The organism is Pseudactinotalea sp. Z1732 (genome assembly GCF_049724975.1).
Taxonomy (GTDB): Bacteria; Actinomycetota; Actinomycetes; order Actinomycetales; family Beutenbergiaceae; genus CALKWS01.
Genome location: NZ_JBMPQC010000003.1, coordinates 72,805 through 86,918 on the forward strand (window position 1 = coordinate 72,805; position 14,114 = coordinate 86,918).

At 70.0% G+C, this 14,114-nt stretch carries 16 protein-coding genes; 6 read left to right on the top strand and 10 right to left on the bottom strand.

Annotation, left to right across the window (positions count from 1 at the left end; genetic code table 11):
* Positions 1-123 precede the first annotated feature (123 nt).
* From ACPL7H_RS07580 to ACPL7H_RS07605, 6 genes are all read right to left on the bottom strand, one after another.
* Positions 124-1,515, bottom strand: a complete 1,392-nt coding sequence (locus tag ACPL7H_RS07580; protein ID WP_424796401.1) for a class II fumarate hydratase — start codon at positions 1,513-1,515, stop codon at positions 124-126.
* Between the two features lie 152 nt (positions 1,516-1,667).
* The gene (locus ACPL7H_RS07585; protein WP_424796402.1) at positions 1,668-2,183 is read right to left on the bottom strand and encodes a hypothetical protein; all 516 of its coding nucleotides are present in this window, start codon (positions 2,181-2,183) and stop codon (positions 1,668-1,670) included.
* Positions 2,180-2,572 carry a GNAT family N-acetyltransferase gene (locus tag ACPL7H_RS07590; RefSeq protein ID WP_424796403.1) on the bottom strand — a complete coding sequence of 131 codons (393 nt, stop codon included), beginning with the start codon at positions 2,570-2,572 and terminating at the stop codon, positions 2,180-2,182. Before ACPL7H_RS07590 ends, ACPL7H_RS07585 begins: the two co-directional genes overlap by 4 nt.
* Before the next feature lie 34 nt (positions 2,573-2,606).
* Positions 2,607-2,873: a hypothetical protein gene (locus ACPL7H_RS07595; RefSeq protein WP_424796404.1), complete on the bottom strand. Its 267-nt coding sequence runs from the start codon at positions 2,871-2,873 to the stop codon at positions 2,607-2,609.
* Positions 2,873-3,997, bottom strand: coding sequence for a GuaB3 family IMP dehydrogenase-related protein (locus ACPL7H_RS07600; RefSeq protein ID WP_424796405.1), 1,125 nt, complete (start codon positions 3,995-3,997; stop codon positions 2,873-2,875). Before ACPL7H_RS07600 ends, ACPL7H_RS07595 begins: the two co-directional genes overlap by 1 nt.
* A 10-nt stretch (positions 3,998-4,007) precedes the next feature.
* Complete coding sequence (locus ACPL7H_RS07605; protein ID WP_424796406.1) at positions 4,008-4,151, bottom strand: hypothetical protein; 144 nt, start codon at positions 4,149-4,151, stop codon at positions 4,008-4,010.
* On the opposite strand from ACPL7H_RS07605, the gene ACPL7H_RS07610 reads away from it, so the two are divergent.
* Positions 4,150-4,908, top strand: a complete 759-nt coding sequence (locus ACPL7H_RS07610) for an exonuclease domain-containing protein (protein WP_424796407.1) — start codon at positions 4,150-4,152, stop codon at positions 4,906-4,908. The two genes, ACPL7H_RS07605 and ACPL7H_RS07610, sit on opposite strands and share 2 nt — an antisense overlap.
* Positions 4,909-4,956: 48 nt before the next feature.
* On the opposite strand, the gene guaB is transcribed toward ACPL7H_RS07610, so the two are convergent.
* Positions 4,957-6,483, bottom strand: a complete 1,527-nt coding sequence (gene guaB / locus ACPL7H_RS07615) for an IMP dehydrogenase (protein WP_424796408.1) — start codon at positions 6,481-6,483, stop codon at positions 4,957-4,959.
* 27 nt (positions 6,484-6,510) lie between these two features.
* Positions 6,511-7,623 (bottom strand): MerR family transcriptional regulator, encoded by a 1,113-nt coding sequence (locus tag ACPL7H_RS07620; protein ID WP_424796409.1) that lies wholly within the window; start codon positions 7,621-7,623, stop codon positions 6,511-6,513.
* Positions 7,624-7,903: 280 nt separating this feature from the next.
* Here ACPL7H_RS07620 and ACPL7H_RS07625 point away from each other — a divergent pair, with 280 nt between their 5' ends.
* Positions 7,904-8,194, top strand: coding sequence for a WhiB family transcriptional regulator (locus tag ACPL7H_RS07625; protein ID WP_424789016.1), 291 nt, complete (start codon positions 7,904-7,906; stop codon positions 8,192-8,194).
* 97 nt (positions 8,195-8,291) lie between these two features.
* On the opposite strand, the gene groES is transcribed toward ACPL7H_RS07625, so the two are convergent.
* Positions 8,292-8,588: a co-chaperone GroES gene (groES, locus tag ACPL7H_RS07630; protein WP_424788970.1), complete on the bottom strand. Its 297-nt coding sequence runs from the start codon at positions 8,586-8,588 to the stop codon at positions 8,292-8,294.
* A gap of 237 nt (positions 8,589-8,825) precedes the next feature.
* Here groES and ACPL7H_RS07635 point away from each other — a divergent pair, with 237 nt between their 5' ends.
* The 4 genes from ACPL7H_RS07635 (at position 8,826) to ACPL7H_RS07650 (ending at position 12,214) form a co-directional block, all read left to right on the top strand.
* Positions 8,826-10,040 (top strand): class I SAM-dependent methyltransferase, encoded by a 1,215-nt coding sequence (locus ACPL7H_RS07635; RefSeq protein ID WP_424796410.1) that lies wholly within the window; start codon positions 8,826-8,828, stop codon positions 10,038-10,040.
* A 4-nt stretch (positions 10,041-10,044) separates the two neighbouring features.
* Positions 10,045-11,187, top strand: a complete 1,143-nt coding sequence (locus tag ACPL7H_RS07640; RefSeq protein ID WP_424796411.1) for a glutamate--cysteine ligase — start codon at positions 10,045-10,047, stop codon at positions 11,185-11,187.
* A 77-nt stretch (positions 11,188-11,264) separates the two neighbouring features.
* A complete protein-coding gene (locus tag ACPL7H_RS07645) occupies positions 11,265-11,660 on the top strand; it encodes a PadR family transcriptional regulator (protein WP_424796412.1) in 396 nt (131 codons plus the stop codon).
* The gene (locus ACPL7H_RS07650) at positions 11,657-12,214 is read left to right on the top strand and encodes a hypothetical protein (protein WP_424796413.1); all 558 of its coding nucleotides are present in this window, start codon (positions 11,657-11,659) and stop codon (positions 12,212-12,214) included. The genes ACPL7H_RS07645 and ACPL7H_RS07650 overlap by 4 nt, the downstream gene beginning before the upstream one ends.
* Positions 12,215-12,337: 123 nt before the next feature.
* Here ACPL7H_RS07650 and ACPL7H_RS07655 read toward each other — a convergent pair whose 3' ends face one another.
* Positions 12,338-14,029, bottom strand: a complete 1,692-nt coding sequence (locus ACPL7H_RS07655; RefSeq protein WP_424796414.1) for a glycoside hydrolase family 3 protein — start codon at positions 14,027-14,029, stop codon at positions 12,338-12,340.
* Between the last annotated feature and the right edge of the window lie 85 nt (positions 14,030-14,114).

A 14,114-nucleotide genomic window follows, 5' to 3' on the forward strand; every position in this document is an offset into this window, starting at 1 on the left:
CGGAACGCGTTCGCCACCGAGCAGGCCCACCGCGTCGGCCGGGCGCTGCGCTACCGGGTCCTCCGCTGACGCCTGGCGTCCCGCCCGGGTGGGGCCGGCGCCGTCAGTGGGGCGTGATGGCGGTCAGGGGTGGGTCATCGTGGTGACGTCCAGGGCGGCGTCGAGCTGGTCCGGTGTCACCTCGCCGCGTTCGATGTAACCCAGGTCCTCTACGGCCTGCCGCACGGTGATCCCCTCGGTGACGGCGTGCTTGGCGATCTTGGCGGCGGCCTCGTATCCGATCAGCCGGTTCAGCGGGGTCACGATCGAGGGTGAGGACTCGGCCAGTTCCCGTGCCCGCTCGACGTTCGCGGTGATGCCGTCGACGCACTTGTGCGCCAGGTGCTCACTGGCCCGGGCCAGGATCGTGGTGGACTCCAGGATGTTGCGGGCCAGCACCGGCAGCATCACGTTGAGTTCGAAGGACCCGGTGGTTCCACCGAAGGCGATCGCCGCGTCGTTCCCGATCACCTGGGCGCACACCATCAGCATCGCCTCGGGGATCACCGGGTTCACCTTGCCCGGCATGATCGAGGAACCCGGCTGCAGGTCCGGGATGGCGATCTCGGCCAGCCCGGTGTTGGGTCCGGAGCCCATCCAGCGCAGGTCGTTGCAGATCTTCACCAGCGACACGGCCACGGTGCGCAGGTGCCCGGAGGCCTCCACCAGGGAGTCCTGGGCGCTCTGTGCCTCGAAGTGGTTGGGCGCCTCGGTCAGCGGGAGTCCGGTGTGCTCGGCGATCAACCCGGTGACCCTGGCGCCGAACCCGACCGGGGTATTGATCCCGGTACCGACCGCGGTGCCGCCCAACGGGAGTTCGGCCAGGCGGGGCACTGCCGAACGCACTCGCTCGATCCCGTTGCGGATCTGCTGGGCGTAGCCGCCGAACTCCTGCCCGAGGGTGACCGGGGTGGCGTCCATCAGGTGGGTGCGGCCGGCCTTGACCACGTCGGCGAACTCGGTCGCCTTGGCCTCCAGTGCGGCGGCCAGGGTCTCCAGCGCGGGCAGCAGTTCGGTGGTGACCGCCTGGGTGGCGGCGATGTGGATGGAGGCGGGGAAGACGTCGTTGGAGGACTGGGAGGCGTTCACGTGGTCATTCGGGTGCACCTGCACCCCGGAGCGACTCGCCAGCGTCGCGATCACCTCGTTGGTGTTCATGTTGGAGGAGGTGCCCGAGCCGGTCTGGAACACGTCGATGGGGAAGTCGTGGTCGAACTCTCCGGCGATCACCCGGTCGGCGGCGGCCACGATCGCCTCGGCCCGGTCCTGGTCCAGCACGCCCAGTTCGGCGTTGGCCAGCGCAGCGGCACGCTTGACCTGGGCCAGTGCGGCGATGTGGTGCCGGGAGATCGGGATCCCCGAGATCGCGAAGTTCTCCACCGCCCGCTGGGTCTGAGCGCGGTAGGTGGCGTTCTTGAGCACCCGGACCTCGCCCATGGTGTCGTGCTCGATCCGGTACTCGGTCTCCTGGTTCACTTCTTCCACCTTCACGCTCGGAAACGTCGCCGTCAGCCTATCTCGCCGGCGTGCCCACCGGCGCCTCAGCGGATCCGGGTCGCGGCCCTGGCGGTGCGCATGCGACTATCGATCGCAGCCTCCCTCATAGGGGCTTGCGGCCCCGCTCACCGCTAGCGCCGGCCGGCCCGGTCGCCCTCGATCAAAGGCCACAGCAACCGCAGTTCCAGGGCCGGGGCGCGCGAGGCACCCACGTGCCAGGGCCGTGGCGATGCATCCGGTGGATACCACCGGGCCCGGGAGCCGTCGCGGTCGATGACCACTCCGCGTGCGGTGCGGTAATCCATGAGACGGGTGAAGGTTCGCGGTGCCCCGGGGCGGTAAGCCGGCGCCGGGGAACTGCGGTGCGTGCGCAGGTGCACACGATGTGCGGCGCGGACCACCACCGAGTCCTCATCGGACCACCACCGTCCGGGGTGTTCGACGGTGAGCACGTCCTGCCCCTCGTCAAAACTCACCTGCAGTGAACCGGCACCGGTGCTGACTGCATCTGCGGTGAACCACTCATCGAGTGGCTTGCCACCGGGCCAGTGCCCGAACATGACCGGGACGCACGACGGCGGGCCCTCCGGGGGGAGCAGCAGGGCCTCGATCGCGGCGGCCAACTCGCCGAGGTGGCCGGTCGTCATGGCGTACTCGTTCCGCGCTCGGAGGCACGCAGGGCGAGTGGATCCTTCGATTCCCCGGTGAGCCAGCGGCCCAGCACCGTCACCGATTGGTCGGTGTAGCCATGGCGGGTGTAGAAGGACGCCACCGGGTTGTCCTGGCGCGCCATCACCTGCACCTTGCGGGCGCCGTGCCCGGCCAGCCACTCCTCACACGCCGTCAACATCTGGCTCCCGTAGCCGCGGTCGCGCATCCGGGGGTCGGTGGCGAAGTAGTAGATCCACCCGCGATGTCCGTCTACGCCCACGATGGCGGTCGTCACGATGTCTCCGTGCTGGGGCGAGGCCTCCGGAGTCCCGGCCACCCGGTGCTGCTCGATCACCGCCGGCCCCGGTAGGCGGGCGATCAGCACGGTGGAGATCGGGCTGGTGCCGGCCTGGTGGAAGTCAACCGGGATGATTCCATGGCCGGGTCAGGCCCGCGCGGTGCCACAGCGCGATGACCTCGGCGGCATCCGACCGGTCCGCCTCGGTGGCGCGCGCATGCGGGAGGTGAACGCCGCTGCCCCCGGTGTCGCCGTCGGGCATCACATCGGACCCGCGCGCCGCACCGGCAGACTCCCCGGACGTCACACCCGGCGCACCCGGACCCACACCGGCGGAGCTTGCACCGGCCGGACCCAGGCCGCCCGGGTCCCCGCCGGCTGCGGACATCACCGCGGGTGGTAGGGAGAGACGACGACCTCCACGCGCTGGAACTCCTTGACGTCGGAGTACCCGGTGGTGGCCATCGCCCGGCGCAACGCGCCGAACATGTTCACGGTGCCGTCGGCCTTGGTGCCCGGGCCGAGCAGGACCTCCTCCATGGTGCCCACCGAGCCAACCTGCACCCGTTCCCCGCGGGGGAGTTGGGGGTGGTGCGCCTCCGGTCCCCAGTGCCAGCCTTGGCCCGGTGCCTCATCTGCCCGGGCCAGTGCCGCGCCGAGCATGACCGCATCGGCCCCGCAGGCGATCGCCTTGACCAGGTCGCCGCTGCGGCCCACACCGCCGTCGGCGATCACGTGCACGTACCGGCCGCCGGACTCGTCCAGGTAGTCACGCCGGGCCGCGGCCACATCAGCCACCGCCGAGGCCATCGGGGCGTGGATGCCCAGTGTGGTGCGGGTGGTGTGCGCCGCTCCCCCGCCGAAACCGACCAGCACCCCGGCGGCGCCGGTGCGCATCAGGTGTAACGCGGCAGTGTAGGTGGAGGCCCCGCCCACGATCACCGGCACGTCGAGTTCGTAGATGAAGCGTTTGAGGTTCAGCGGCTCGGCCTGGCCGGAGACGTGCTCGGCGCTGACCGTGGTGCCGCGGATGACGAAGAGGTCCACGCCGGCCTCGACCACGGTGCGCCAGTGCTCCTGGGTGCGCTGGGGTGACAGCGATCCGGACACGGTCACCCCGGCGTCACGGATCTCCTGCAGCCGCTGGGTGATCAGTTCAGGAATGATCGGGGCCGAGTAGATCTCCTGCATCCGCTTCGTAGCGCCGGCGGCCGGCAGCTCGGCGATCTCCTGCAGCAGCGATTCGGGGTTCTCGTACCGGGTCCACAACCCCTCCAGGTCCAACACCCCGATGCCACCGAGGTTGCCGAGTTGGATCGCGGTGGTCGGGCTCATCACCGAGTCCATCGGAGCGGCCAGCACCGGCAGGTCCACGTAGTAGGCGTCGATCTGCCAGCCCACCGAGACCTCCTCGGGGTCACGGGTGCGCCGGGAGGGCACCACGGCCACGTCGTCGAAGGAGTAGGCCCGCCGGCCCCGTTTTCCGCGTCCGATCTCGATCTCGATACTCACGGGTCAAAGGCTACTCGGTCACCGGTGCGGGCGGGTGGGAGTACGCAGGGGCGTGGGCGATCCGGGCACCCGCCGGGCGCGGCTCAGCGGCGATGTCGGTGCCCTGTGCCATGGTCGGGGCATACCGATCCACCGGCACCAGCGAGGTTGACATGACTGCCCTCACCCAAGGCCCCCTCCTCGGGTTCGACACCGAGACCACCGGCGTGAATCCGTTCCGGGACCGAATCGTCACCGCAGCGCTGGTGGGACGGGGTCCGCACGGCACCGAGCAGCGCACCTGGCTGATCAACCCCGGGGTGGAGATCCCCGAGCAGGCGGCCGCGATCCACGGGATCAGCACCGCACACGCACGCGCCAACGGGATGGACCCGAAGCGGGCCCTGGCCGAGATCTCCGCCGAACTGACCGCCGCCTTCTCCCGGGACGTGCCGGTGGTGGCTTTCAACGCCACCTTCGACCTGACCATCATCGAGGCCGAACTGGAACGCCACCGGCTGCCCACGATCGGTGAACGGCTGGGCCGCCCGCTGTCGCCGGTGATCGATCCGCTGGTGCTGGACCGGGCACTGGACCGCTACCGCCGGGGCAAGCGCAAACTGGTGGACCTGTGCCAGGAGTACGGGGTGGAGGACGCCGGCGACCTGCACACCGCCGACGTCGACGTCGCCGCCACCCTGGACGTCCTGGCCGCGCAGGCCGACCGCCACCCCGAACTACTCACCCAGGACCTGGACCAGCTCCACCAGTGGCAGGCCGGGCAGCACCGGGCCTGGGCGCAGAACTTCAACTCCTGGCGCGCCTCCAACGGGTTCGAGGGTCCCGGCGCCAGCCTGCACTGGCCCCTGGGCAGGGAGGACGACGACGCGACGGCCGTGCCCACGGCCTCCCGCGACCGTTCGGTCGCCTGAGCAAGTCCGACGGGGCCGGCGCCGGGAGTACCGCTCGAGCAGTCTGCGTCAGCGACGCCCGCCGTAGTTGGGTGCCTCGGCGATCATCTGCACGTCGTGCGGGTGGGATTCCTTCAAGCCCGCCGGCGTGATCCGCACGAACGATCCGCGCTCCTTCAACTCCGGAACCGTGCGGGCACCGACGTAGAACATCGACTGACGCAACCCGCCGATCAACTGGTGCACCACCTGGCTCAGCGGTCCCCGGTAGGGCACCTGGCCCTCGATCCCCTCGGTGATGATGTCGTCATCGGAGACATCGCCCTGGAAGTAGCGGTCCTTGGAGTAGGAGCGGCGCTCCCCCCGGGTCTGCATCGCCCCCAGGGAGGCCATGCCCCGGTAGCGCTTGTACTGCTTGCCGTTGACCAGCACCAGGTCACCGGGGGACTCGTCGGACCCGGCGAACAGACCACCGAGCATCACCGAGTCCGCACCCGCCACCAGTGCCTTGGCAATGTCGCCGGAATACTGCAGTCCGCCGTCAGCGATCACCGGCACCCCGGCCGGGCGGGCAGCCAGCGCCGCCTGATGGATAGCGGAGATCTGCGGCACCCCCACCCCGGCGACCACCCGGGTGGTGCAGATCGATCCGGGGCCCACCCCCACCTTGACCGCGTCGACGCCGGCGTCCACCAGCGCCTGGGCTCCCTCACGGGTGGCGATGTTGCCGCCGACCACCTGCACGTCCTTGGTGGCCGGATCCGCCTTCAGCCTGCGCACCATGTCCAGCATCAGTCGGGCGTGGCCGTTGGCGGTATCGACCACCAGCACGTCCACACCGGCATCGGCCAGCGCGGTGGCCCGCTCCCAGGCGTCACCGTAGAAGCCCACCGCCGCTCCCACGCGCAGGCGGCCCTCCTCGTCCTTGGTGGACAGCGGGTACTGCTGGGACTTCACGAAGTCCTTGACCGTGATCAGACCGCGAAGCACGTTGCGGGCATCGACCAGCGGGAGTTTCTCGACCTTGTGCTTACCCAGCAGCGCCGCGGCCTCGGCCCGGGTGATGCCCACTCCCCCGGTGACCAGCGGCATCGGCGTCATCGCCTCATGGACCTTCGTGGTCTCGAAACTCTCGCCGGGCACGAACCGCAGATCACGGTTGGTGATGATGCCCAGCAGCACGCCCTCGGGATCGACCACCGGCAGACCCGAGATCCGGAATTGCGCGCACAGCGCGTCCATCTCCGCCAGGGTGGCGTCGGGGCCGATCGTGAGCGGGTTGGTGACCATCCCGGATTCGGACCGCTTCACCAGGTCGACCTGGGCGGCCTGGTCCTCGATGGCCAGGTTGCGGTGCAGCACACCCAGCCCACCCTGCCGGGCCACCGCGATGGCCATTCGCGCCTCGGTGACGGTGTCCATCGCTGCCGAGATCAACGGCATCGACAGCGGGATCCGGCGCGTCAGGATGGTGGAGGTGTCGGCCTCACTCGGGATGACGTCGGTCTCCCCGGGAAGCAGCAGCACATCGTCGTAGGTCAGTCCGACGAACGCGAAGGGATCAGGGGCGGTGGCGGCGGGCTGAGGTTCGGTCACACCCCAAGTCTACGTGGCCGTCGCGATCTAGGATCGAGCGGTCTGGGTGAGGAGGCTCATGATCTCATGCAGCGCCCCGCTGAGGGTGCGGGCGCGGTGCAGGCCGTCCCGGGGGGCGATGGTGTCGGTGAGGGCGATCAGGAAGACCTCATCGCCCCGCTCGCACAGCACCCGCACCAGGTTCTCTGCGATCTCGGACTCCCCCAGGATGACTGTCAACACTCCCTGCTGGCGGGCTACCAGGTCCAGCAGCGCCTGCCCGCCATCGGCCTCCAGGCGCTGATGCGCCACCCGAACGTGCGCTCCACGCAGCGTCATCTCGGTGGCGAGCACGTGGGCGTCGGTACTCATCGACGGCACGCACTGCACCAACGCCTGGATCCGATCCGGCTCCGGCTCGGAGCTGGCCTCGGCGAGCACGGTCAGCATCTGGGCACGCAACAGCCGTTCCGGGTCGCGCCCCGGGCGATCCGGCTGCGGGCGCTGGGCGACCATCTCGATCGCGGGGCGCACCGCCATCAGCCAACCGTCCAGCAGACCGTGCTCACGTCCGGCTCGCCTGATCAGTCGCGCCAGCCGCCGATGATCCCCGTCGACCGCAGCCGCGGCCACGGTGAGCGGGTCGGCCACCATGGGCTCCTCGTCCTCCGGCCCGGCCCCAGCCGGCGCATGACCCTTCCGGCCGTTCTGCGCAGGCTGACCAGCAGCGGGCGTGGTGTCTTCGGCCGAGCCAGGACCGCCGGCTGGTGCGGCGCCGTTCCTCGCGTCCGGTTCCCCGGCTGGTGCGGCACCGTTCCTCGCGTCCGGTTCCCCGGCTGGTGCCGCACCGTTCCTCGCGTCCGGTTCGCCGGCTTTCGCCGCACCGTCGGACACATCGGTGCCCCGCAGCGCAATTTCGGCGGCATCTGCCGGTGCCACACCCTCCAAGGTGAGGCGGCGCATCGTCTCCAGCCTGGCCAGGTCGGATGCCTCGTACCGGCGGTGACTGCCGGCCACGTGACCGGATGGTCCCAGTCCGTACCGCCGGGCCCAGGTACGCAGCGTGGGAGCGGCCACTCCCAGGCGGGCCGCGACCCCGGCAACCGTCAACCGGATGCCGTCGCCAAGATCCTCCGGGGGCCCCGGCGACGTTGATGACACCGCGCACCTCCCCTTCCTGTCAGGGCCCCCCACGGGCGACTTGTCCGGACCGACCCCACGCGGGCGACCTGTCCGAGCCCGCGCACGGGCCATTCCTGCCCTAGAGACTAGGCGGCGGATCAGTTTTGAACAAGTTGACTCGCACGCATGAACAAGCGTCGAGCGCCACTGAACAATCTACGAATGCTTCGAATAGTTTGCGCATCACCCTTGAATAACCTCTGGCGCGGTTGTAGCGTGTGTCTCGTTGAACTCATCCACCACCGATGGAAGGACTGAGATGGCCGAACTATCTAGACTCCCCGGACCCGTCATGGAACGTTGGGAGTGGCAGTACGAAGGCGCGTGCCGGGCAACCGGCTCCGAGCAGTTCTTCCACCCCGAAGGCGAGCGCGGCGCATCGAGGCGTCGCCGCGACGCCAACGCCAAGGCGATCTGCGCCGAGTGCCCGGTGATCCAGCAGTGCCGTGAGCACGCCCTGAAGGTGCGCGAACCCTACGGCGTCTGGGGCGGACTCACCGAGGACGAGCGCACCGACATCCTGGCCGCCCGGATGCCCGCCGCCAGCTGAGTTCCTCCCGGACGCCCGAACGCGACCGAGCCCCGGTTCCCACTGAAGGGAACCGGGGCTCGGTGTTTGCTCAGCAGCCGCAGCCGCTAGCGGCGGGTCACTTCTCGACGATCGCCAGAACGTCGCGTGCCGAGAGGATCAGCAGATCCTCACCGCCGTACTTGACCTCGGTGCCGCCGTACTTGCTGTAGACGACCTTGTCGCCAACCGTGACGTCCAACGGGACGCGGTTGCCGTTGTCATCGATCCGGCCCGGGCCCACCGCCAGGACTTCGCCCTCCTGGGGCTTCTCCTTGGCGGTGTCCGGGATAACCAGACCGGACGCGGTGGTCTGCTCGGCCTCGAGCGTCTTGACGACGATCCGATCCTCGAGCGGCTTGATGGAGACCGACACTACGGACCTCCCCTTCGCATGTGATGGGAACCAGGACAATGGACCGCTACCAACTACGCACCTCCGCCGTCGCGGGGGTCGGACATGCACCGCTGGTGAACGGTCGGGACCCCGGGTGGGGCCCCTCGGGGTCCAATCTAGATCGCCGTTAGCACTCGGTCAAGGTGAGTGCTAATCATGTGGTCCACGTCGCTCCACCGAACCGCTGCACTCGTGCACCCTGGCAGAATCGTGAGTATGGATCCTGCCGCGCTCGCGCGCCTGCTCACCCCGGAGGGTTGGGCGCTGCTCGGCCAACTCCCCCCGTACTCGGAGGACGCAGCCCTGCGCATCTCCGAGGGCTTGCGCGCCCGGGGATTGGACCCGGACCTGGTGGCGGCCGCCCTGACCCAGTCCAGGCTACGCGCCAAGGCGGTCGAGAAGTTCGGCGAGTTCGCCTCCGGCATGCTGCTCACCGCCGAAGGGCTGGAGCAGGCCACCCGGCTCGAGGTGGCCGCGCTGCATGCGCGCCGTTACGCCGGGGCCGGGGCCAGCCTCGTGGCCGATCTGGGCTGCGGTCTGGGCGCGGACTCCCTGGCGATGGCGGGCCTGGGCCTGCGGGTGCTGGCGATCGAGAAGGATGAGGCCACCGCCGCCTGCGCCCAGATGAATCTGCGGGCCTTCCCCGAAGCTCAGGTGCGCCACGCCGATGGCCTGGACCTGGACCTGGTGGCCGAAGGCGTGGACGCGATCTTCGCCGACCCTGCCCGGCGCACCCGGCGCGGCAACCGCGTGTTCGATCCCAAGTCCTACTCCCCCGACCTGGACACGGTGCTCGCCCTGGCCGACACGACTCCCGACCTGGGCATCAAGGTCGCGCCCGGGATCCCCTACACCGCGCTGCCCAGCCACACCCACGCCCAATGGGTCTCGGTGAACGGAGCGGTGGTGGAGGCCGGCCTGTGGTTCGGTCGCCTCGCCACCGAGGGTGCCGGCCGCAGCGCGATCCTGCTCACCGACGCCGGTACGCACCACCTCGGGTGGTCCGGAGATGCCGATGCCCGCGCGACCCAGGCGCCCGACGGCCGCCTCGCCGCCTACCTGCACGAACCCGACGGGGCGATCATCCGCGCCGGACTGGTCGCCGACGTCGCCGACCAGCTGGGCGGCCACCTGGTGGATCCCTCGATCGCTTACATCACGACCGCCCAGGCGGTAACCACTCCCTTCGCCCGCAGTTACCGCGTGCTGGACCATTTCGGCTTCGGCTTGAAACGCCTCCGGGCCTACCTGCGCGACCGGAACGTGGGGCGGGTGACCATCAAGAAGCGCGGCACCGCCGTCGTCCCCGAGCAGTTGCGTCAGCAACTGCAACTCTCCGGCGACGCCTCCGCCACGATCGTGCTCACCCGTCTACAGGGTGAGCAATCGGTGCTCGTGGTGGACCCGCTCGAGACCGCGGGACGAGAATGAGGGCGTGACGCTTGAGTTCGCCCCCTCGTCCCGGTCCAGCCTGGGGGTTGAGTGGGAACTGGCGATGGTCGACGCCGACTCCGGAGACCTGCGCCAAGTAGCCCAGACGGTGCTCGACGCGGTCGCCCCGGACGACGGCTCCCAGCACCCGACCATCCGCCAGGAACTACTCCTGAACACGGTCGAGGTGGTCACCGGGGTGTGCCGGACCACCCCGGAGGCGATGGCCGATCTGTCCGGCTCGGTGGACCTGGTGCGTTCGATCACCGATCCGCTGCGGGTGGACCTGATGTGCGCGGGCACCCACCCGTTCGCAGACTGGGGCGGCCAGAAGGTCACCGACAAGGAGCGCTACGCCACCCTGATCGATCGCACCCAGTGGTGGGGCCGCCAGATGCTCATCTACGGGGTGCACGTGCACGTCGGCATCGAGGACCGGGACAAGGTGCTGCCGATCCTGGGGGCACTGCTCACCTTCTACCCGCATCTGCTGGCGCTGTCGGCCTCCTCGCCGTACTGGTCCGGCCGCGACACCGGATACGCCTCGAACCGGTCACTCCTGTTCCAACAGTTGCCGACGGCGGGGCTCCCGTTCACCGAGATCCGCACCTGGGCGCAACTGGAGCGGTACGTGGCCGACATGCTGCACACCGGCGTGATCGAGGACTTCACCGAGGTGCGCTGGGACCTGCGGCCGGCGCCGCAGTTCGGCACCATCGAGATGCGCATCTGCGACGGGCTGTCCAACGCCACCGAACTGGCCGCGATCACAGCGCTGACGCACTGCCTGGTGGAGTACTTCTCCCGGATGATCGATGCCGGTGAGGCACTGCCGGCGATCACCCCATGGTTCCTGGCCGAGAACAAGTGGCGTGCGGCTCGCTACGGCCTGGAGGCGATCATCATCCTGGACGCCGACGGCCGCGAGGAACTGGTGACCGATCACCTGCAGCACGTGCTGGAGGTGCTGGGTCCGATCGCGGTGGACCTGGGTTGCGCGAGCGAACTGGCCGGAGTGCGCCGGATCATCGACACAGGTGGCGGCGCGTCCCGCCAGCGCCGGGTGGCTCGGCGCAATGGCGGACGACTCGACGCGGTTGTGGCCCACCTGGTCGCGGAGTTCAAGGCTGGCCACCCGATCGACTGAGGCACTCGGGACGCAGGCGGGCTAATCGGACCTCTTAGTAGTAGACATTACCTACTAGTGGCTTTAGCCTCCTATCCATGCAGGAGGACGTCACCCGCGACCCGCAGTTACTCAAAGGCGTGCTGCCGATGCTGGTGCTGGCCCTGTTGCACCGGCAGGAGTCCTACGGCTACGAACTGGTGACCCGGCTGCGCGCGGCCGGTCTGGAATCCATCACCCCCGGCACGGTCTATCCAGTGCTCACCCGGTTGGAACGCGAGGGCAGGTTGGCCTCCCGCCTGGAAGCCTCCAGTTCGGGGCCCGCGAGGAAGTACTACCTGCCCACCGACGCCGGTAGCCAGGCATTGGCTGCCGGCCGGGCATCTTGGGGCTATCTCTGCGACGTGGTGACGAGGATCCTGTCCGAGACCCCTTCGCCAGGTCGGACCGACCGCCCAACCACAGCCATCCCCCATCTGGAGCGTGAGGTATGAACACCGAACCAGACGACCCGGCGGCACTGTCCCTGACCGACCGTTGGCGACGCTTCTGGTACCTGCAGACCGTGGCGCTGTGGCTGGACCCGATACCGCGTAGGCGGCGCAAGGACGTGCTGCGCGAACTCAAGGCCAACCTGGGGGTGGCTGCTGGTCGCGACGGGATGTCCGCGGCGATCAGCGACCACGGCAGACCCCGCGCGCTTGCTCGCCAGTACCTGGACGCCGAGCCTCACGGCCGGCCCACCTGGCACCACGGGGCCGCGGCCGTATCCGTGGCCCTGGTGGCGTGGCTCTTCGCCTGCGCGATCTACGTGTTCGGGAGCCTGAACACCCTGCTCGGTGCCGGTCTGGCCGAGCCGGTGCGGATCTCCTTCCTCGGCGTCCAGATCACCACCGAGGCCCACGACGCCTACCTCGGGGCTACCTTCACCGGTATCTCCTGGGGCAGCCTGATCGCGTTCGCTCTCATCTTCGTCCTCGCTTCCCGCCTCTGGCGCCTCCTCCCCCGCCACCAGCACCGCCGCACCACCGCACCAGTCTCCCGCTGAGACCGGTCAGGTGCGGTGAGAGGCGGCCTCGCGACCGACCGGTGTGGCGGGCGTTCGACTAGGCTGGCGCGGCCACCTCACGCCCGGGGCGGAGGGGCGCCCAACCGGTCTCGCACGCTCATCTCACGCACAGGCACTGGCGGGCAGGCCCTCGACGGCGAACGCGAGCCGTCCCGGGGCATCGGCCGCACCGGTGAGGACCTCCACCAGCGCCTCCAAGCTTCCGGCGGTACGCCCGTGGGTGGCGATCAAGGTGGGGGCGTCGGCGCCGGCCAACTGCCAGGGGCCGTCGAGGGCGATCGCCACGTCACCACCGGCCGCCGACGTACCCGCGCTGATCAACCTGATCGAGGTATCGGCGGGCTCCTCCAGCGGCACCACGTCCAGGCCGGCCCGCTCGGCGGCCTCGGCGAACGCGGTCCAGTCCGCACTCGTGCCGCCGCGTACGTGCAATCGTTGGCCCACCAGTTCCCCCGAGCACTCCCCCGCCGCCACGGTGATGGCCGCGGCGCTCAGATCCCGTGCCGCCTGCGCGGCCGAGCCCACGTCACCGTCGTCGACCTCCCCGGCCTCCTCAGCAAGCCCGGCCTGCCAACGTTGCAGCGCGATCACCCGCCCCGCGGCCTCCCGCACCCGATCGCGGTCCAGCGAGCCGTCCTCGAGCGCGGCCACGATCGCCGCGTGGGCACCGGCGGTGTCGGCCGGGGTCAACAGCAGGTCCGCACCCGCGCCCAGTGCTTCCACCGCGATCTGCCCGGAGGTGCGAGTAGCGGTGAGGGCACCCATGTCCAGCCCGTCGGTGATCGCCACACCGGTGAAGCCCAGGTCCTCCCGCAGCACGTCATAGGCGCGCGGCGACAAGGTAGCCGGCACCCCCTCGTCCCAGGCCCGGACCGCGATGTGCCCGAGCATCACCATCGGCGCCCCCGCCTCGATCGCCTCGGCGAACGGGATCAGGTCGCGCTCGGCCAGGTGTTGCTCGCCCGCTTCCAGTGCCGGTAGGTCGTAGTGGGAGTCCACGGTCAGGGCCCCATGGCCGGGAAAGTGCTTCACCGAGGTGAGCACGCCGCCGGCGGCGAACCCGGTCAGGGCCGATTGCACAGTCTCGGAGACCCGTTCGGGGTCATCACCGGCGGCGCGCATGTTGATCGTCGGGTCCGCCGCACCGATCGAGACGTCAGCGACCGGGGCGAAGTTCATCGTCACCCCACTGGCACGCAGTTCGGTGGCCATCGCCGCCATCGCGGTGGAGACCGCCTCGGGATCGGCGGCCCCGGCGGCGGCGAACGGCGGGAACGTCGTCCAGTCCCCCCTCTCAGCCGACATCCGCTGAACCGGCCCACCCTCGTTGTCCACCGAGATCACCGCCGGCCAGTCCCGGCCCATCTCGGCCTGCCCCTCCTGGACGGCAGCGGCGGTGTCCCGGACCTGGTCGGTGGAGGTGATGTTCTCGGCGAACAGGATCACCCCGGCCAGGTGGTAGGTCTGCACCAGCGCCGCGGCATCGCCCGGGTGTGTTCCGGAGTACCGGGCGATGATCACCTGACCGGCCAGCTCGTCGTCGTCCATCTGCTCGGCCACCTCGGTCGCCGACGCCAGGTCGGACTCCGCAGGCCCCCAGGCCAGCGTCGGTTCCGGGTCCGGCTCGGGCGACGGCGTGGGGGTGGGTGTGGGCTGTGCGGTTTGCTCGGGCGCGGGGTCGCTCGCGCCGGTGTCGGGTTGGTCGCCGGGCGCGGTGCACCCGGCGGCCAGGATGAGCGCGGCGAGGCCGAGGGCCACCGGGCTGCGCCGTGAACGGGATCGACCGTGGTGCATGCCCCTACTCTCGCACCTGGTGCGCAGACCCGGCTGGTGTGACGAACGACGTCGCCGCGCCGCTACCCACGGATCCGGCCCCCCC

Excerpts from the sequence above, each read along its gene's own strand:
- ACPL7H_RS07585 (WP_424796402.1), bottom strand. The coding sequence starts at position 2,183 with ATGACGACCGGCCACCTCGGCGAGTTGGCCGCCGCGATCGAGGCCCTG.
- ACPL7H_RS07595 (WP_424796404.1), bottom strand. The coding sequence starts at position 2,873 with ATGTCCGCAGCCGGCGGGGACCCGGGCGGCCTGGGTCCGGCCGGTGCA.
- ACPL7H_RS07610 (WP_424796407.1), top strand. The coding sequence starts at position 4,150 with ATGACTGCCCTCACCCAAGGCCCCCTCCTCGGGTTCGACACCGAGACC.
- ACPL7H_RS07605 (WP_424796406.1), bottom strand. The coding sequence starts at position 4,151 with ATGTCAACCTCGCTGGTGCCGGTGGATCGGTATGCCCCGACCATGGCA.
- ACPL7H_RS07625 (WP_424789016.1), top strand. The coding sequence starts at position 7,904 with ATGGCCGAACTATCTAGACTCCCCGGACCCGTCATGGAACGTTGGGAG.
- ACPL7H_RS07635 (WP_424796410.1), top strand. The coding sequence starts at position 8,826 with ATGGATCCTGCCGCGCTCGCGCGCCTGCTCACCCCGGAGGGTTGGGCG.
- ACPL7H_RS07645 (WP_424796412.1), top strand. The coding sequence starts at position 11,265 with ATGCAGGAGGACGTCACCCGCGACCCGCAGTTACTCAAAGGCGTGCTG.
- ACPL7H_RS07650 (WP_424796413.1), top strand. The coding sequence starts at position 11,657 with ATGAACACCGAACCAGACGACCCGGCGGCACTGTCCCTGACCGACCGT.
- ACPL7H_RS07655 (WP_424796414.1), bottom strand. The coding sequence starts at position 14,029 with ATGCACCACGGTCGATCCCGTTCACGGCGCAGCCCGGTGGCCCTCGGC.